This window comes from Rhodococcus sp. BP-332 (assembly GCF_019836065.1).
Taxonomy (GTDB): Bacteria; Actinomycetota; Actinomycetes; order Mycobacteriales; family Mycobacteriaceae; genus Rhodococcoides.
Genome location: NZ_JABUEC010000003.1, coordinates 706,254 through 723,489, shown reverse-complemented (window position 1 = coordinate 723,489; position 17,236 = coordinate 706,254). Strand labels below are relative to the sequence as shown.

Annotated in this window: 20 protein-coding genes; 10 read left to right on the top strand and 10 right to left on the bottom strand. The window is 69.1% G+C overall.

Features of this window, described 5'->3' with window-relative positions; translation table 11 throughout:
• Positions 1-16: 16 nt before the first annotated feature.
• Together HQ314_RS14575 and HQ314_RS14570 are read right to left on the bottom strand one after the other, a co-directional pair.
• Entirely contained in the window at positions 17-250 is a 234-nt protein-coding gene (locus HQ314_RS14575) for a DUF3107 domain-containing protein (RefSeq protein WP_027506844.1), read from the bottom strand.
• Positions 251-359: 109 nt separating this feature from the next.
• Positions 360-1,091, bottom strand: coding sequence for a ferritin-like fold-containing protein (locus tag HQ314_RS14570; protein WP_051613614.1), 732 nt, complete (start codon positions 1,089-1,091; stop codon positions 360-362).
• A 320-nt stretch (positions 1,092-1,411) separates the two neighbouring features.
• On the opposite strand from HQ314_RS14570, the gene HQ314_RS14565 reads away from it, so the two are divergent.
• Positions 1,412-3,082, top strand: coding sequence for a DEAD/DEAH box helicase (locus tag HQ314_RS14565; RefSeq protein WP_222650429.1), 1,671 nt, complete (start codon positions 1,412-1,414; stop codon positions 3,080-3,082).
• Between the two features lie 16 nt (positions 3,083-3,098).
• Positions 3,099-4,331 (top strand): PQQ-binding-like beta-propeller repeat protein, encoded by a 1,233-nt coding sequence (locus tag HQ314_RS14560; RefSeq protein WP_222650428.1) that lies wholly within the window; start codon positions 3,099-3,101, stop codon positions 4,329-4,331.
• 3 nt (positions 4,332-4,334) lie between these two features.
• Here the strand turns inward: HQ314_RS14560 and HQ314_RS14555 are convergent, their stop codons facing one another.
• Positions 4,335-5,129, bottom strand: a complete 795-nt coding sequence (locus HQ314_RS14555; protein ID WP_222627106.1) for a ParA family protein — start codon at positions 5,127-5,129, stop codon at positions 4,335-4,337.
• Between the two features lie 96 nt (positions 5,130-5,225).
• Entirely contained in the window at positions 5,226-6,797 is a 1,572-nt protein-coding gene (locus HQ314_RS14550) for a DHA2 family efflux MFS transporter permease subunit (RefSeq protein WP_222650426.1), read from the bottom strand.
• 173 nt (positions 6,798-6,970) lie between these two features.
• Between HQ314_RS14550 and HQ314_RS14545 the strand changes: the two genes are divergently transcribed.
• The gene (locus tag HQ314_RS14545) at positions 6,971-7,630 is read left to right on the top strand and encodes an acid phosphatase (protein ID WP_081821426.1); all 660 of its coding nucleotides are present in this window, start codon (positions 6,971-6,973) and stop codon (positions 7,628-7,630) included.
• 27 nt (positions 7,631-7,657) lie between these two features.
• Here the strand turns inward: HQ314_RS14545 and HQ314_RS14540 are convergent, their stop codons facing one another.
• Entirely contained in the window at positions 7,658-8,080 is a 423-nt protein-coding gene (locus HQ314_RS14540; RefSeq protein ID WP_027506850.1) for a hypothetical protein, read from the bottom strand.
• An 87-nt stretch (positions 8,081-8,167) separates the two neighbouring features.
• On the opposite strand from HQ314_RS14540, the gene HQ314_RS14535 reads away from it, so the two are divergent.
• Positions 8,168-9,133, top strand: a complete 966-nt coding sequence (locus HQ314_RS14535; RefSeq protein ID WP_027506851.1) for a diacylglycerol kinase family protein — start codon at positions 8,168-8,170, stop codon at positions 9,131-9,133.
• A 259-nt stretch (positions 9,134-9,392) separates the two neighbouring features.
• A complete protein-coding gene (locus HQ314_RS14530) occupies positions 9,393-9,647 on the top strand; it encodes a WhiB family transcriptional regulator (RefSeq protein WP_027506852.1) in 255 nt (84 codons plus the stop codon).
• Positions 9,648-9,723: 76 nt separating this feature from the next.
• Here HQ314_RS14530 and HQ314_RS14525 read toward each other — a convergent pair whose 3' ends face one another.
• Together HQ314_RS14525 and HQ314_RS14520 are read right to left on the bottom strand one after the other, a co-directional pair.
• The gene (locus tag HQ314_RS14525) at positions 9,724-11,238 is read right to left on the bottom strand and encodes a sensor histidine kinase (RefSeq protein ID WP_222627108.1); all 1,515 of its coding nucleotides are present in this window, start codon (positions 11,236-11,238) and stop codon (positions 9,724-9,726) included.
• A 52-nt stretch (positions 11,239-11,290) separates the two neighbouring features.
• Positions 11,291-11,506 (bottom strand): biotin/lipoyl-binding carrier protein, encoded by a 216-nt coding sequence (locus HQ314_RS14520; protein WP_027506854.1) that lies wholly within the window; start codon positions 11,504-11,506, stop codon positions 11,291-11,293.
• Between the two features lie 139 nt (positions 11,507-11,645).
• Here HQ314_RS14520 and HQ314_RS21865 point away from each other — a divergent pair, with 139 nt between their 5' ends.
• Positions 11,646-11,720: a 50S ribosomal protein bL37 gene (locus tag HQ314_RS21865; RefSeq protein ID WP_110293457.1), complete on the top strand. Its 75-nt coding sequence runs from the start codon at positions 11,646-11,648 to the stop codon at positions 11,718-11,720.
• A 64-nt stretch (positions 11,721-11,784) separates the two neighbouring features.
• Here the strand turns inward: HQ314_RS21865 and rsrA are convergent, their stop codons facing one another.
• On the bottom strand, positions 11,785-12,057 hold the full coding sequence (rsrA, locus tag HQ314_RS14515; RefSeq protein ID WP_027506855.1) for a mycothiol system anti-sigma-R factor: 273 nt from the start codon (positions 12,055-12,057) through the stop codon (positions 11,785-11,787).
• Positions 12,054-12,680, bottom strand: coding sequence for a sigma-70 family RNA polymerase sigma factor (locus HQ314_RS14510; protein WP_037186858.1), 627 nt, complete (start codon positions 12,678-12,680; stop codon positions 12,054-12,056). The genes rsrA and HQ314_RS14510 overlap by 4 nt, the downstream gene beginning before the upstream one ends.
• Positions 12,681-12,968: 288 nt before the next feature.
• Here HQ314_RS14510 and HQ314_RS21420 point away from each other — a divergent pair, with 288 nt between their 5' ends.
• Genes HQ314_RS21420 through rsgA form a run of 4 tightly spaced genes read left to right on the top strand, consistent with a single transcriptional unit; the run spans position 12,969 to position 15,908 of the window.
• Positions 12,969-13,097: a hypothetical protein gene (locus HQ314_RS21420; RefSeq protein WP_261781656.1), complete on the top strand. Its 129-nt coding sequence runs from the start codon at positions 12,969-12,971 to the stop codon at positions 13,095-13,097.
• Positions 13,098-13,123: 26 nt separating this feature from the next.
• The gene (locus HQ314_RS14505) at positions 13,124-13,633 is read left to right on the top strand and encodes an aminoacyl-tRNA deacylase (RefSeq protein ID WP_222638672.1); all 510 of its coding nucleotides are present in this window, start codon (positions 13,124-13,126) and stop codon (positions 13,631-13,633) included.
• 2 nt (positions 13,634-13,635) lie between these two features.
• Positions 13,636-14,922 carry a 3-phosphoshikimate 1-carboxyvinyltransferase gene (aroA, locus tag HQ314_RS14500; protein WP_308119414.1) on the top strand — a complete coding sequence of 429 codons (1,287 nt, stop codon included), beginning with the start codon at positions 13,636-13,638 and terminating at the stop codon, positions 14,920-14,922.
• An 8-nt stretch (positions 14,923-14,930) separates the two neighbouring features.
• Positions 14,931-15,908: a ribosome small subunit-dependent GTPase A gene (rsgA, locus tag HQ314_RS14495; protein WP_222650424.1), complete on the top strand. Its 978-nt coding sequence runs from the start codon at positions 14,931-14,933 to the stop codon at positions 15,906-15,908.
• Positions 15,909-15,927: 19 nt separating this feature from the next.
• Here the strand turns inward: rsgA and HQ314_RS14490 are convergent, their stop codons facing one another.
• A complete protein-coding gene (locus HQ314_RS14490; protein WP_027506859.1) occupies positions 15,928-17,178 on the bottom strand; it encodes a fatty acid desaturase in 1,251 nt (416 codons plus the stop codon).
• Positions 17,179-17,236 lie beyond the last annotated feature (58 nt).

The window sequence follows — 17,236 nt, the reverse complement described above, 5'->3', positions numbered from 1 at the left end:
GCGGTGGGCGCGTCGGTCAGGCGGTGCCGGACGACGCGAAACCGACCCGACGACTGTCGGACGGACCGATCTCCACGTACGCGAGCTTGCCCGCGGGCACCAGGAACTTGCGGCCCTTCTCGTCCACCAACGACAGCACACCCTCGCCGCCGAAGGCCTTCGAGACCAGGGTCTCCACCTCGTCGGGCGTCTGCGCGCTGTTGATGACCAATTCCCGTGGGCTGTCCGAAATTCCGATCTTGACCTCCACGGCCGACCTCCGAAACGTTGTCGCGAACCTGCTGTCCACTTCAGGTTAGAGCAGCACCGGCCGCCGGTGAGTGCGTGACGCACACGCCCACAGCGAACACCGACACGAGTCAGACGAGGCCGAGAATCGCCATCCGCTCGGAATGCCGGACCTGCATGCGGTCGAACAGCGCCACGATCCCGTTGAAATCGCCCGACGCCGTCATGACCAGTTCGGTCAGCTCCTCACGCTGCGCCAGGACGAACTGCGCCTGGGTGATGGCCTCCCCGAGCAGGCGGCGTCCCCAGAGCATCAACCGGTCCTTGTCCGCGGCACTCGCCGCGACACGCGCCACCACCTCGGTGACGACGAACTCCGAGTGGCCCGTCTCGGCGAGCACCTCGCGCACGGTGGCGGCGATGTCGTCCGGGAGGCTGTGCGCGATCTCGCGGTAGAAATCGGCGGCGAGGCCGTCTGCGACGTAGGTCTTGACGAGCACCTCCATCCACGTCGAGGGCAGCGTCGAGGCATGGTAGGCGTCGAGAGCGGCGGCGAAAGGCTCGGTGACCGACAGGACGTCCCGCCCGCGCTCCGCGAGGGCCGCCTCGAGCACCTCGAAGTGGTTCATCTCGGCGGCCGCCATGCTCGCCATGGCGATGCGGTCGCCGAGCGTCGGGGCCATCCGAGCGTCGTCGACCAACCGGTAGAACGCCGAGATCTCGCCGTACGCGAGAACGCCCAGGAGACTGATGATTCCGGGGTGATCACCCGGCACGGTTCCCCCGGTCGCAAGGCCCTCGTCGGACCCGGACGGGACGTTCGGAGTGGACCCGCCGTGCTGTGGATCCGAATCTGTTCGCATGGCTGCCGAGACTACCGTCGACACGGCTCGCGCGAGCGGAACCGCGGCGTCGGGTGCCGACCAGGTAGAATAGGTCGCGAGCACGCTCCACCGGCGCCGGCAGCAGGGACCGAGACGGTCCGCACGCCGGCCCGACGCACCGTGGTCACCTCTGTCGGAGGCGATCGCGGCGAGCACCGGGAGCCGTGCTCACGACATTGTGCGCGCACCTGATTCGTGTCTGCCGCCGATCGTGTCGCCGCATCTGCGGCCGACCCCGATCGCGCCTGTCGACGAATCGAGGGTTTCGACACCGGCCGCGGAGCGGCCTGGCCCTCGTCGTGCGTGCGAGGCGAGAGACGAGAAAGGCCGAAACACTGAGCAAGATCACTGTGGACCACGAGACCGACGACGTGGCGGAGACCACCGTCTCGGCCACCCTGGACACCACCCACACTCCCCCGACCTTCGCCGAGCTGGGCGTTCACCCCGAGATCGTCCGTGGGTTGACCGACATCGGCATCGAGCGCACGTTCGCGATCCAGGAACTCACGCTTCCCCTGGCACTCGCGGGCGACGACCTCATCGGCCAGGCCCGCACCGGCATGGGCAAGACGTTCGGCTTCGGCGTCCCGCTGCTGCACCGTCTCGCCACCGGTCCGGCCGACGGCTCGGGCACCACGGTCCTGGACGGCACCCCGCGTGCGCTGATCATCGTTCCCACGCGCGAGCTGTGCGTCCAGGTCACCTCCGACCTGGAGAACGCGTCGAAGCACCTGCACTCGGCCAACGGTCGTGTGAAGGTCATGTCGATCTACGGCGGACGGCCCTACGAGGCCCAGATCGAGACCCTGCGGACCGGCGTCGACGTCGTCGTCGGCACCCCCGGACGACTTCTCGACCTGGCCAAACAGGGCCACCTCGTCCTGGGCAAGGTCGGCGTCCTGGTGCTCGACGAGGCCGACGAGATGCTGGACCTGGGCTTCCTCCCCGACATCGAGCGCCTCATGAGCATGGTGCCGGAGAAGCGTCAGACCATGCTGTTCTCGGCGACCATGCCCGGGCCGATCATCACGCTCGCCCGCACGTTCCTCACTCGGCCGACGCACATCCGCGCCGAGGAGGCCGAGTCCTCCGCGATCCACGAGCGCACCGCCCAGCACGTCTATCGGGCACACGCACTGGACAAGGCGGAGATGGTCGCGCGGGTGCTGCAGGCCGAGGGCCGCGGCGCCACGATGATCTTCACGCGCACCAAGCGCACTGCCCAGAAGGTCGCCGACGATCTGGCCGAGCGCGGATTCTCCGTCGGCGCCGTCCACGGTGATCTCGGGCAGGTCGCCCGCGAGAAGTCGCTCGCGGCGTTCCGCTCCGGCAAGATCGACGTGCTCGTCGCCACCGACGTCGCGGCGCGCGGTATCGACATCGACGACGTCACCCACGTCATCAACTACCAGTGCCCCGAGGACGAGAAGACGTACGTCCACCGCATCGGACGTACGGGTCGTGCGGGCCGCACCGGTATCGCCGTCACGCTGGTCGACTGGGACGACATCCCCCGCTGGCAGCTGATCGACAAGGCCCTGGGCCTCGACATCCCCGACCCGGTGGAGACGTACTCCAGCTCCGAGCACCTGTACGCGGAACTGGACATCCCGCACGGCACCACGGGCAGCATCGCGAAGCGGCGCGCCGAGACTCCCGCCGCCGAGAAGACGGACACCCGCTCGACCCGGAGCGAGAACTCCGACCAGGCGTCGGACGGCGAGGCCACCACCACGTCGCGCCGGAGCCGGTCGCGTCGCCGCACCCGCGGCGGGGGCCACGCCGACGCTGCCGCCACCGCGGACAGTTCGGCCACGACAGGTCCCGCCGAGGCGTCCGGTGACGGATCCACGTCGGACAAGCCCCGTCGTCGCCGTCGACGCCGGTCGTCCGCCGGGTCCGCGGCGCACGCCGGTGAGAACGGCGCGTCGGCGGAGGCCTCGTCGTCCGCCGGTACGTCCGACTGACCGTCACGTACCTGACGTGCTCGCTCCCGAACGGCGCACCCGCGTCGACGTGATCGCCGCTGTGGTGATCGTCGTGGTCGTCCTGGTGGGCGCCTCGGTGATCTGGTTCCGCAGCGACGCTGGCGGCACCACGTCCGTGGTCGCCGACGTGCCTCTCACCGCCCCGGCGTCGGCATTGTCGGTGCCCGAGTCGTTCTCGGAGATCTGGCGCGCCGACGACACCGGGACCGGGGCGCCGACCACCGTCGGTGGAGCCGTCGTCGTCTCCACCGGCGACGCGGTGACCGGACTCGATCCCGCCACCGGCTCGCCGTCCTGGTCCTACACGCGTGACCGGGCCCTCTGCTCGGTCGTGGGGGCGTGGGACGCGGCGGTGGCGGTGTTCCGGGACGGCCGGGGATGCGGCCAGGTCACCGAGCTCGACGGGTCCACCGGAGCGCGCGAGGACCAGCGCACCAACGACGCCGACGACCCGGTCCGGTTGTCGTTCGACGGCACGTACGTGACCGAACTCGGCGCCACGCGCCTCGAACTCTGGCGCTCCGACCTCGTGCGCACCCTCGAGTACGGGCGTGTCGACGCCCCGGTCAACCCGCGCAGCCAACCCCGCACCGGATGCGACCTCGTGTCGAGCGCGTCCGCGAGCACCCGCCTCGCCGTGCTGGAACGGTGTCCCGGTGAGGAAGGCCTGCGCCTGACGTCGATGAACCCCGCACCGAAGGACAACACGGTGCCCGACGTGTACGGCTCGACCATCCTGGCCGACGTCCCCGCGGACGCAGCGGCAGCACGCGTCCTCGCGGTGGTCGGGGATCGCCTCGCGGTCTACCTCCCCCCGGCCGGGAGCGAGGTCGCCCGGGTGGCACTCTTCGACGGGTCCGCCAACTTCGTCTCCGCGCAGGCCGTGACCGCCGACGTCACCACACCGTCCGCCGACGCCCTCGCATCCGACATCGTGCGTACCGGTTCCGTCGTCTCCTGGTGGACGGGCGCCGACACCGTCGGCTTCACGCAGTCCGATCTGTCACAGCGCTGGGTTCTCGCCGGAACTCTCGGCGCGGGTGCTGTGATGGCCGGTCAGCTCCTCGTCCCGGTTACCGGCGGTATCGCGGTGGTGGATCCGGAGAACGGCGTCGCCTCCCGCACGATCGCGGTGGACCGCGGCGAGTACACCGGACCGGTCGCACTGTCCGTCCTCGGCACCAGCGTGTTCGAGCGCCGCGGTGCCGAGACCGTCGCCCTGGGCTGAGCCTCAGGCGTCGGCGTCGTACGTGGCCAGGGGTGCGCCCTCGGTCCAGTGCGCGGCCAGGTTGTCGGCGAGGTCGCGGTACGCCTGAGCGCCCTTGTTCTTACGTCCCGCGATCACCGAGGTGCCGGACGCCGACGCTTCCGCGAACCGCACGGTGCGCGGGATCGGCGGCGCAAGCACCGGGATGTCGTACCGACCGGACACGTCCGCGAGGACGTCACGGCTGTGCGTGGTGCGGGCGTCGTACAGGGTCGCGAGGGCGCCCAGGAGTGTCAGATCGGGGTTGGTGATCTGCTGGACCTCACTGACGGTGCGCAGCAGCTGACCCACACCGCGGTGAGCGAGCGTCTCGCACTGCAGCGGGATCAGCACGCTCGTCGCGGCCGTCAGCCCGTTCAGGGTGAGCACGCCTAGTGAGGGCGGGCAGTCCAGCACGATGACGTCGTAGTTCTCGAGGAGGGGCGCGAGGGCGCGTTTGAGGGTGTACTCGCGGCCTGGACGCATGAGCAACAGCGCCTCGGCGCCGGCCAGGTCGATGGTCGCCGGGAGCAGGTCCACACCCTCGTCCGTGCCGAGCACGGCGTCGCCCACGGGAACCCCGGCGGTGAGGACCTCGTGGATCGAGGTCTCCAGCTTGTCGGGGTTGTGCCCCAGCGAGAAGGTCAGACTTCCCTGCGGGTCGAGGTCCACCACGAGTACTCGTCGGCCCAGAGCGACGAGCGCCGCTCCCAGCGATGCCACGGTGGTCGTCTTGGCGACGCCACCCTTCTGGTTGGCCACTGCCAGGATCGTCGTCACAGCACGATCTTGGCATCACTCGGTGTGTCGAGCGACGTTCGGCCCGGCGTGGCGTGATGCCGCACCGGGCCGAACGGGGTGGAACGGAGGCCGAGCTCAGTGCAGCATCGCACCGCGCGCGACGGCGTCACCCTGGTCTGCACGCTGGAACTTCTTGCGCGGCAACAGGAGTGCGGGCACGAAGGTGAACGCGACGATGATCGTGGCCACCAGGAAGGTGCCGCCGAACGCGTCGGCTGCCTGCGCCAGTCCGGCCTGCACGGCATTCGGCCCGATCTGCTCGGCGATCGCCGGGTCACGCTGTGCCGCGATGGCGGGTCCCGCAGCCGCCCGGTCGAGCAGCTGGTTGGTGAGCACCACCGAGATCACGGCCGTACCGATCGACCCGGCCGACTGCTGGATGATGTTCATCAGCGACGAACCGCGGGCGACGGACGCGTCGTCCAACGTCTGGAGCGCGGCGGTCATGATCGGCATCATCGTCGCGCCGAGTCCCAACCCCATGACGAACAGGGCGCCGAGCAGGACGACGTACGAGGTCGAGGATCCCACCTGCGTGAAGACGGCCATGCCCAGCGTCACGAACACCATGCCGGTGATCACGATCTTGCCCGGCCCGATCTTGTCGGCGAGCTGTCCGGCGATGGGCATCGACACCATCGCCCCGAGTCCCTGCGGGGCGAGCAGCAGGCCGGCCATGAGCGTGGTCTCCCCGCGGACCTGCAGGAAGTAGCTCGGGAAGATCAGTCCCGCGCCGAAGAACGCGATGGCGAACAGGCTCATCGCGATCACCGCGACGGACAGGTGACGGTTGGCGAACAGCCGCAGGTCGATCAGCGGGTGCTCGGTCCGCAGGGCGTGGCGCACGAACGCCGCGACCAGGACGAGCCCCACGACGGCGGAGACCAGTACGCGAGCCGACATCACCGTTCCGGTCTCGGGGATCGAGGAGACGCCGAACAGGAAGAGCGCGAGGCCCGGCGACAGCAGCAGCATGCCGACGAAGTCGAAGGACTGCGAGGGCTCGGGTGCGTCCTTCGGGAGGATGACCCACGCGGCCACCAGCGCCACGGCGCCGATGGGCACGTTGATCAGGAAGATCCAGTGCCAGCTCGCCGCGTCGATGAGCCACCCGCCGAGGATCGGGCCCGCGATCGGACCGAGCAGCATCGGTACGCCCAGGACGGCCATGACACGACCGATGCGCTCGGGACCGGCGGCGCGGGTCAGGATCGTCATGCCGAGCGGCATGAGCATGCCGCCGCCGAAGCCCTGCAGGACGCGGAACACGATCAGCGACGTGATGTCCCACGCGACGCTGCACAGCATGGATCCGGCGACGAACAGGATCAGCGCCAGGATGTAGAGGCGTTTGGTACCGAACCGGTCCGCGGCCCAGCCGGTCAGCGGGATGACGGTCGCGAGAGCGAGGGTGTAGCCGGTCATGGTCCAGGCGACGTTGGCGTAGGACGTCTGGAACTCGAAGGCGAAGGTCGGCAGCGCCACGCTCACGACGGTCACGTCGAGGATCGACATGATGGCGCCGATGACGATGACGGCCGCGATCTTGAGGACGGCCGCGTCCAGCCCCTGACCGGTGTCGACACCACCCTGCCCGGGGGTGTTCGGGGACCCCTGCGCGCCCTGCTCGGTGCTCTGATCGGTCATGCGGAGTCTCCTGGCTGATCTGTATCCGCCGGCATCGAGGCCGGGTGTCGCGTGATCGGACCAAGGAAGTAAACACCCCAACCGGCGGCGATCACCAGCGGATTTCACGAGACCTCCGTCACCGGGTCGACCTCCGTCATCGACGCGACGCGACCCGGGAGCATGATCGAGCCATGGCAGACCCCGACCCCCGTGACCCGGCACCCGCATCGTCCGGAGGGTCCGGGACGTCGCCGCGGCGCTCCGACGCCAGACTGGTGTTGATCCGTCACGGTCAGACGGAGTGGGCGGCGAGCGGTCGACACACCGGACGGACGGACATCGCTCTCACCGCCGACGGGGAGGACCAGGCCCGCGCCGCCGGGGACCGCATCGCGGCGCTCGGGCTCGAACGTCCCCTGGTGGTCAGCAGCCCCCGATCGCGGGCGCTGCGGACGGCGGAGCTGGCCGGACTGACCGTCGATCGGGTGTGGGACGCGCTGGTCGAGTGGGACTACGGCGACTACGAGGGCCTGACCACTCCGCAGATCCGGGAGACCGCGCCGCACTGGACCGTCTGGACGCATCCGTCACCGTCCGGCGAGACCATCGACGCCGTGTCCGCACGGGCCGATCTCGTCCTGTCCGTCGTCGTTCCCACCCTCGCCGAGCGCGACGTCGTGCTCGTCGGGCACGGCCACTTCTCCAGGTCGGTCATCGCGCGGTGGGTCGAGCAACCGGTGACAGAGGGAAAGCGCTTCGCGCTGGCGCCCGCCGGCTTCACCGTGCTGGGGTACGAGCACGAGTACCGGCAGATCCACACCCACAACGTGGATCCTCGCCTCGGTTCCTGAGCTGCCCGGCGTCGGTCGGAGAGCCGCTCAGGCGTCGTCGGTCTCGACGTAGTCGTCGGCGAGCCACCTCGTGGCGGGGCCGCTGAACAGACAGACCAGGACGCCGATGACGACGATGCCGAGCAACGAGCCCAGCACGGGCCGCCCGGAATCGGTGAGGAGCGACCAGACCACCGGGAGCAACAACAGCTGCGCGACGATCGCGATGGCGCGGCCCCAGCGGTGCCCGAGGATCAGGGCGATGCCACCGGTGAGCACGGCGCCCCCGAGTGCGGCGAACCAGATCGCGGTGCCGAAACCGTTGATGACGCTCTCGTCGGCGCCGGCGGCGCCGCGGATCACCAGGACGAGTGCCACCACGACCGCCGTGGCGCCCTGCACGGACACCAACAGGCCCGCGGCGCGCACCGGTGCCGGAACACCGGAATCGGGCAGCTTCGGACGCACCAGGCCACCCTAGAGCACACGCGCGAGGTGGCCGACGGTCACGCGCCGGTGGTCGTGAGCCGCCGCCGCTCGCGTCTACTCTGAGTGATCGTGCGAGCCATCCTCATCGTCAACCCGAACGCCACGTCCACCACGGCTGCCGGCCGAGACCTGGTGGCGCATGCGCTCGCGAGCAGGGTGTCGCTCAGAGTGCTCCACACCACGCACCGTGGACACGCGAGCGAACTCGCGACCGAGGCCCGCCGGGCCGGTATCGATCTGGTGATCGTGCACGGCGGCGACGGAACGGTGAACGAGGTGGTGAACGGACTTCTCGGTGTTCCTGCCCCGACCTCCATGCAGTCGGTCACCGTGGGACCCGTGCCGCTGCTGGCGGTCGTCCCGGGCGGATCCGCCAACGTGTTCGCTCGCTCGCTGGGCATCGCGCGGGACCCGGTCGAGGCCACCAACCAGCTCATCGATCTGCTGGAGTCGGGAACGAGCAGGCGTATCGGCCTGGGGCACTGCGACAAGACATGGTTCCTGTTCAACGCCGGCCTCGGATGGGACGCGGACGTGTGCGACGCGATCGATCGAGGCCGCAAGGGCGGCGAGGCGGTCACGCCCTCGCGCTACGTCCGGACCGCGGTCACCACGTTCTTCCGCCGCAAGCGCCGCGACCCGCACCTCACCGTGGAGACCGACACCGGCGAGGCCGTGACGGGCGTTCACTTCGCGTTCGTGACCAACTCCGATCCGTGGACGTTCCTCGACGCACGCCCGGTCCGGACGAACCCCGGCACCTCGTTCGACAGCGGACTCGGCATATTCGCAATGCGATCCACGAAGGTGTTCACGACGTTGCGAGTGGTCGTGCAAATGCTGTCCGGAACGTCCGGTCCGCATTCTCGGGCGCTTCTCCGAGAGGACGACGTGAAATGGATTCGCGTGCGTTCGGTGGAACCGACCGGCCTGCAGGTCGACGGCGACTACCTGGGAGAACGCACCGAGGTCGAATTCGCGTCCGCACCGGACGCCCTCGCCGTCGTGGCGCCTTTACCTGGCGATACCCCGTAGGCCAAGCTACTGTGTTTCACATCTCCCGATCCGGGTACCAGACGTCGGGTGTGAAACCAAATCGGGTCCAGTGAGCTTGGCCACCCGCACCGCGTCATCTCTTGACTTCTGCTTGGTTCGTGAAAGCATTCACAAGTAACAGTGCGGAAACATTGGTTGCCGCGCTCGCGAACTGCAGGACAACAAGCCCACGATCCGGACGAGAGTCCAGGATCAGTTATTCGACAGCGCCGTCGTGCGCTCAGTGAGGAGTAAGAGGATGGATTGGCGCCACAAGGCTATCTGTCGCGACGAGGACCCGGAACTGTTCTTCCCGGTGGGAAACAGCGGCCCGGCACTCGCACAGATCGCTGATGCCAAGGTCGTGTGCAACCGGTGCCCCGTCACCGCGGACTGCCTGTCCTGGGCTCTCGAGTCCGGTCAGGACGCGGGTGTCTGGGGCGGCATGAGCGAGGACGAGCGTCGCGCGCTGAAGCGTCGTAACGCGCGTACCCGCGCACGCTCGGCGGTCTGACACAGCTCGCAAGACGCACGCAGGCCCGGCACCGCATGGTGCCGGGCCTTTTGTGTGTCCGACGGGGCAGCCAGTGTCAGCCGCGTGGTTCTCGGCGTCCGAGCGGGACGCGGAGCTCGGCAGCGGTTCCCCCGTCCGGCCCGGCCGCGACGCTGATGGTGCCGCCCAACTCCACCGTGACGAGTGTCGAGACGATCTGCAGTCCCAGCCGGTCGGACGCCGACGCGTCGAAGTCGTCGGAGACTCCACGGCCGTCGTCGCGCACGGTGACCTCCAGCATGCGGGAGGACCGTCGGGACTCGATGGTCACACGGCCTCGCGCACCCGGATCGAACCCGTGCTCGAGCGAGTTCTGGACCAGCTCGGTGAGCACCATGACCAGCGGGGTCGCCCGTTCGGCCGGGAACACGCCCAGGCTGCCCTCGCGACCGACGGTGACGTCCGCGGACAGCGAGCCGATGTCGACCATGACGGGAACCAGGCGGTCGACCACCTCGTCCAGGTCGACGACCTCGTCCACCGACGTCGACAGCACGTCGTGGACGAGGGCGATGGAGGTGACCCGGCGGACCGACTCGCTCAGCGCGACCTTGGCCTCGTCGTTGTCGGTCCGGCGAGCTTGCAGACGCAGGAGAGCAGCGACGGTCTGCAGGTTGTTCTTGACCCGGTGATGGATCTCGCGGATGGTCGCGTCCTTGCTCAGCAGCGCGCGATCGCGACGCTTCACCTCGGTGACGTCCCGGACCAGCACCAGAGCGCCCACGGACGTGCCGGCCGGGCGCAACGGAACCGTGCGCAGCAGCACGGTGGCACCGCGAGCGTCCACCTCCATCCGTCGTCCCCCGGCGGACGTGACGGCCGCTCCGATGGTGGCGGCGATCTCCTCCGCGTCGAAGGGATCGGTGACGAGCGACCGGGTCGACGCAGCGAGGTCGTGGCCGGGGAGATCTGCCGTCAACCCCATCCGGTGGTAGGCGGACACCGCGTTGGGGCTCGCGTAGGTGACCATGCCGGCGGTGTCGAGGCGGATGAACCCGTCGCCGACGCGTGGGCTCGAGTTGACGTCCGTCTTCTCCGACGGCGAGGGGAACGACCCCTCCGCGATCATGTCGGAGAGGTGGTGGGCGCAGTCGCGGTACGCGGCCTCCAGCAAGCTCGGCGGTCGGCCGGAGACCGGCGCGGAGTCACGCGTCAGCACGGCGACCACGCGGCCGTCGACGCGCACGGGAACGGCGTCGTGGGGCGGACCCTGATCGTCGGGGAGGCGACCACCGCCGCGCACGATCGACGCCGTGCGCAGGCACTCCGCGACCTCGGGATGTTCGGTCTCCCCGACCACCGCACCGACCGTGTCCGACGGGATCACCGTGGGGGCCGTCGTCGGACGACACTGCGCGACGCACACCACCGTCGCCGTGTCCGACGACGTCACCGCACGCGATCCGGGATGGTCGACGGGCACCCAGAGCAGCAGGTCCGCGAAGGAGATGTCCGCGAGGATCTGCCACTCCCCCACGACGCGTTGCAGATGATCGACCGCCGTACCCGGCAGGTCGGTGTGCTCGGCGAGCATCTCGGACAGCGTGGACACGACGAATCACCCTGTCCCGGTGCGGCGTCGGCTGATCAGAGTGGTGACCGGATCAGGAGATGACGGCGATCAGGTCGCCCTGCTGGATGACGTCGCCCACGGCGACTCCGATGGACGTCACGGTGCCCGCGGACTCGGCGAGCACGGGAATCTCCATCTTCATCGACTCGAGCACCACCACGGCGTCGCCCTCGTTCACGTGATCACCCTCGGCGACGACGATCTGGAACACCGTCGACACCATCTCGGCTCGGACGTCCTCGGCCATCACGGTCCCCCTGTTCCGTTCCGCTCGTCTGCACGCGCGTGTCGACTCGTTCGGTGAACGGACCACGCCGGAGGCACGGCCGCTCGTCGTACAGCCAACCACACATGAGAAACTGGGTGGAACAGGAAGGAGATCCACCATGGGCAAGCGAGGACGCAAGAAGCGCAGCCGTAAGGGAAATGCAGCCAACCACGGCAAGCGCCCCAACAGCTGATCACGAGCACCACACGACGAAGGGCCGGGACGCACAGCGTTCCGGCCCTTCGTCGTGTAGGCGGTCAGTCCTCGGTGGCGGTGATGGTCACCGACCGCCGGATCTCCAGCGTCAGGCGCTCCCGCAGGCCTTCCGGAGCCCGCTCGCCGCCGCACTTGCGGCCGACCAGAGACTTGATCTTCTCCTCGATGCCGTACTGCGCGAGGCACGAACCGCAACTGTCGAGGTGACGCTGCACGCGCTGCCTGCTGGCCTCGTCGCACTCGTTGTCGAGCAACGTCCACACGTCGGCGATGACGGCCGAGCAGTCCAGGTCCTCGAACTCGTTGCCGCTCATCGTGCTACCTCCTCGGTCGCCGCGGCGGACCGGTTGAATCCACGGTCGCGAGCGACCTCCGCCAGTTCGTTGCGCAGTTGCTTGCGGCCGCGGTGCAACCGCGACATCACGGTGCCGATGGGCGTGCCCATGATCTCGGCGATCTCCTTGTACGGGAATCCCTCGACGTCGGCGTAGTACACCGCCATGCGGAACTCCTCGGGCAGCGCCTGCAGCGCCGCCTTGATGTCGTCGTCGGGCAGGGCGTCCAGCGCCTCGACCTCGGCCGACCGTAGACCGGTGGACGAGTGCTCAGCGGTGGCCGCGAGCTGCCAGTCGGTGATCTCGTCCGTCGGGTACTGCGCCGGCTGGCGCTGCTTCTTCCGGTACGAGTTGATGTAGGTGTTGGTCAGGATCCGGTAGAGCCACGCCTTGAGGTTCGTGCCCTCGCGGAAGCTCTTGAACGCCGTGTACGCCTTGACGTACGTCTCCTGGACCAGGTCCTCGGCATCGGACGGGTTCCGCGTCATCCGCAGGGCCGCGCCGTACAGCTGGTCGAGCAGCGGGAGCGCGTCACGCTCGAACCGCGCCGTCAGATCCGCAGCGTTCTCCCGCGAGCGGATGCCGTCCTCTGTCTCGAGGATCGCAGGATCGACGGCGCCCGTCGTGGTGCCGGTCTCGGTCTGTGGCTGATCCGTCACGCTGGCCCCTCTCGTGTGCCCCGCGGCGACCGCCCCGTCCTCCGAGGTGTCGACCTCGGACGTCCGGGAACCGGTGAGCTCACCGTGGTCGTCCGGACTCCACTTTACCGATGGGATCACCACCACATTCGTCAGCGTCGCCGAGAGCCCCTCGGCTCCGGAGCGCTCCGGTGCAACGACGTTCACACGCCCTCCTCCGTCGAGCGGCGGCGCACAGTGCGCGCCGTCCTGATGCTGCGTGTAACAGCCGTGGCCGCCGTCGTGTTCCCCCCGCTGCCGGACCGTCTCCGCGAGTACGGCCAGAATGTCGTGTACCAGCAGCCGATCACGACGTTCTCGACGTACTCGCGGGGCGGGTGATCACGGTGGGAAGGGACCACGACGCCATGGCCGGATCGGCTACTCCCGCGACGACGATGCTGACGCGGCTCGGAATCGAGTTCACCGTCCACACCTACGAGCACGACCGCGGCACCGAGCAGTACGGCGACGAGGCGGTCGACGCACTGTCCGCCGGCCTCGGTGTGTCGGCGGATCGGGTGTTCAAGACCCTGGTCGTGTCGACGGGCTCCTCGTTGGCGGTCGCCGTTCTTCCCGTGCCGGACATGCTCGCCCTGAAGTCCGTCGCCGCCGCCCTCGGGGCGAGCAAGGTGTCGATGGCCGATCCCGCAGCCGTGCGCCGGTCGACGGGCTACGTCCTGGGGGGCGTCTCCCCGCTCGGTCAGCGCACGCCCCTGCCCACGGTCGTCGACACGTCGGCACTCGGGCACTCGACCCTCTTCTGCAGCGGCGGTCGGCGCGGTCTGGAGATCGAACTCTCCGCACAGGATCTCGTCCGGGCCACCGCCGCGACCGTCGCGGACATCCGACGCGCGTCCGCCAGTGAGAGACTGTGACCGTGACGTCCTGGATCGCGCCCCTCGCCCCGCAGCCCGTCCGTGCGACCGTCGACCTCCCGGGGTCGAAGTCGATCACCAATCGCGCCCTGATCCTCGCGGCGCTCGCGGACGGACCGTCGACGGTGACCGGCGCTCTGCGCAGCCGTGACACCGATCTGATGATCGATGCGCTGCGCACCCTGGGCGCCGTCGTGGAGTCCCCCGACGACGACGGGACGACGGTGCGGGTCACCCCCGGACCCGGCCGCGGCGGCGACGTGGACTGCGGGCTGGCGGGCACCGTCATGCGCTTCGTTCCCCCCGTCGCCGCGCTGGCCACCGGTCGCTCGCGCTTCGACGGCGACGAGCACGCCCGCTCGCGCCCGCAGCAGACCATTCTCGACGCGCTCCGCGCCCTCGGTGTTCCCGTGAGCGGGGACCGGTTGCCGTTCGTCGTCGACGGCACGGGCCGGGTCCGCGGGGGCACGGTCCGACTGGACGCGTCCGGGTCGTCCCAGTTCGTGTCGGGGCTCCTGCTCTCGGCGGCGCGGTTCGACGAGGGCCTCGTCGTCGAGCACGTCGGTCCCCCGGTGCCGTCGATGCCTCACATCGACATGACGGTGGAGATGCTGCGCGAGAGCGGGATCGAGGTGGAGACTCCCGAGGACTCGGGCGTTCCGAACCGGTGGCGCGTGCATCCCGGCGCTGTGGCTCCGGTCGACCGTGTCGTGGAACCGGACCTGTCCAACGCGACCCCGTTCCTCGCCGCGGCGGCCGTCACGGGCGGTGAGGTGACCGTGCCCCGGTGGCCTGCCCGGACGACGCAGCCCGGTGACGCGTTCCGCGACATCCTCACGTCGATGGGGGCCGAGGTGTTGCTCACTGCCGAGTCGCTCACGGCGCGGGGGCCCGAGAAGCTCGAGGGCGTCGACGTGGACCTGCACGACATCGGCGAGCTCACCCCCACGGTCGCGGCGATGGCGGCCCTGGCCGGGTCCCCCTCGCGACTGCGCGGGATCGCCCATCTGCGCGGGCACGAGACGGATCGGCTCGCCGCACTCACGGCGGAACTCGGCGCTCTGGGCTGCGGTGTCGAGGAGACCGAGGACGGCCTGATCATCGAGCCGGCGCCGCTGCACGGCGGACCCTGGCGGGCGTACGCCGACCATCGCATGGCCACGGCGGGCGCCGTGATCGGTCTGGTCGTCCCGAGCGTCGAGGTCGACGACATCGACTCCACCGCCAAGACGCTGCCGGGGTTCGCGACCCTCTGGAGCGCCATGCTGGCCGGAGGTGGTGCACGCTGATCCGGCGGGTGTACGACGAGTCGGACGTCCGCGTCCGGCCGGGCAAGGGCACGCGCCCACGAACGAAGACGCGGCCCACCCACGCCGACGCCTCGGACGCGATGGTGGTGTCGGTGGATCGCGGCCGGTGGGGCTGCGTGATCGACAATGATCCCGAGCGCCTCGTGGTCGCCATGCGAGCGCGCGAGCTGGGCCGGACCCCGATCGTCGTCGGTGACGCGGTGGGCATCGTCGGCGACGTCTCGGGACGCGTCGACGCCCTGGCCCGCATCGTCCGCGTGGACGAACGACGAACGGTTCTGCGGCGCACCGCCGACGACACGGATCCGTACGAGCGTGTCGTGGTGGCCAACGCGGACCAGCTGCTGATCATGGTGGCGTTGGCCGACCCGCCACCCCGCTCGGGCTTCGTCGAGCGCGCGATGGTGGCAGCGTTCGTGGGTGGTCTCCGACCCGTGCTGTGTCTGACGAAGGACGACTTGGCGTCGTCCGACGAGTTCGCCGCCGTCTTCGCCGACCTCGACGTGCCGGTGGTGCTGGTGGGCCGGGACCGTCCGCTGGACGAGCTCCTGGCGATGATCACTGGGAAGTCGTCCGCGCTGATCGGCCACTCGGGGGTGGGCAAGTCGACCTTGGTGAACCGGCTGGTGCCGGAGGCGCATCGCGCCGTCGGCATCGTCTCCGGCGTCGGCAAGGGACGGCACACGTCGACTCAGTCGGTGTCGCTGCATCTTCCGGGTGGAGGCTGGGTCATCGACACTCCCGGTATCCGGTCCTTCGGGCTGGCCCACATCTCGCCGGAGGATGTCGTCGCGGCGTTCTCGGACCTCGCCGTCACCATCGAGGACTGCCCGCGCGGCTGCACACACCTCGGGCCGCCGGCCGACCCGGAGTGCGCTCTGGACACCCTGACAGGACAGCAGGCGAACCGCGTCGCCGCGGTTCGCCTGCTGTTGGTGGCCGTGATGTCGAACGACTCCTACTGACGGAGCTCCGACCGATCGATCAGCGCGAGAGCAGCTTTCGCAGTCCCGTGCCGCCCTTACCCTGCTTGATCGCGCTCAGCAGACCGGAACGACGTCCGGTCACCGGATCGACCGTCGAGGTGACGTTGCCCCCGAACTTGCGCTCGGATGCCGTCTCCGGTGCGTCGTCCGCCGTGGCCTTGAGGTACTTGTCGGGGAGCGACAGCTTCGCGATGGTGCGCCAGGACTTGCCGTACTGGGCGAGGAAAGGCCCTGTGGTGTACGGCAGGTCGTACTTCTCGCACAGTTCGCGGACCCGCACACTGATCGCGGCGAGCCGGTTGCTCGGCAGATCGGGGAACACGTGGTGCTCGATCTGGTAGCAGAGGTTGCCTGACATGAAGGCGAGGGTCGGTCCGGCGTGGAAATTGGCGCTGCCCAACATCTGTCGGAGGTACCACTGCCCCTGCGTCTCGTCCTGGAGGTCGTGGCGCGTGAACTTCTCCGCACCGTCCGGGAAGTGACCGCAGAAGATGACGGCGTTCGTCCAGATGTTACGGATGACGTTCGCCATGATGTTGGCGGTCAACGTCTTCCGGTAGGACGCGGCGGGCGACAGCGACGTGATGGCCGGCGTGATCGCATAGTCCTTCAGCATCTGGCGGCCGACCTTGTCGCCGACCTCCTTCAGCTTGCGTCGCGTCTCCTCCTTGGGCACACGGCCTTTCACGGCCTTGCCCAGCTCGAGATGCTGTACCGCCACGCCGTACTCGAACAGGAGCATCAGCAGCGTGTTGTACACGAGGTTGCCGGCATTGAACGGGACCCACTTGCGGTCACGCGTGACGCGGATGAGGCCGTAGCCCACGTCGTCGTCCATGCCCAGCACGTTGGTGTACTTGTGATGGATGTAGTTGTGGGTCTGCTTCCAGTGCTCGGACGGACCGGTGTTGTCCCATTCCCACGAGGTGGAATGGATCTCCGGGTCGTTCATCCAGTCCCACTGGCCGTGCATGACGTTGTGGCCGAGCTCCATGTTCTCGACGATCTTCGAGACACCGAGCATCGCGCTACCGGCCCACCACGCGGCGCGGTGGTTGCTGGCGAGCATCGTGGTGCGGCCGAGGGCCTCGAGGGAGCGCTGGAAACGGATGGTGTTGCGGATGTACCGCGCATCCTTCTCGCCGCGCGACTCTTCGATCTCCCGACGCAACGCGTCGAGTTCATGGCCCAGCGCCTCGACGTCGGCCTCGGTGAGGTGGGCATATTCCTTGACGTCGGAAATCGCCATGTGGTCACTCCTCGGCAGGTGGTCGATGCCCGTGTGGGCCTGACCGTGGTTACTCTAC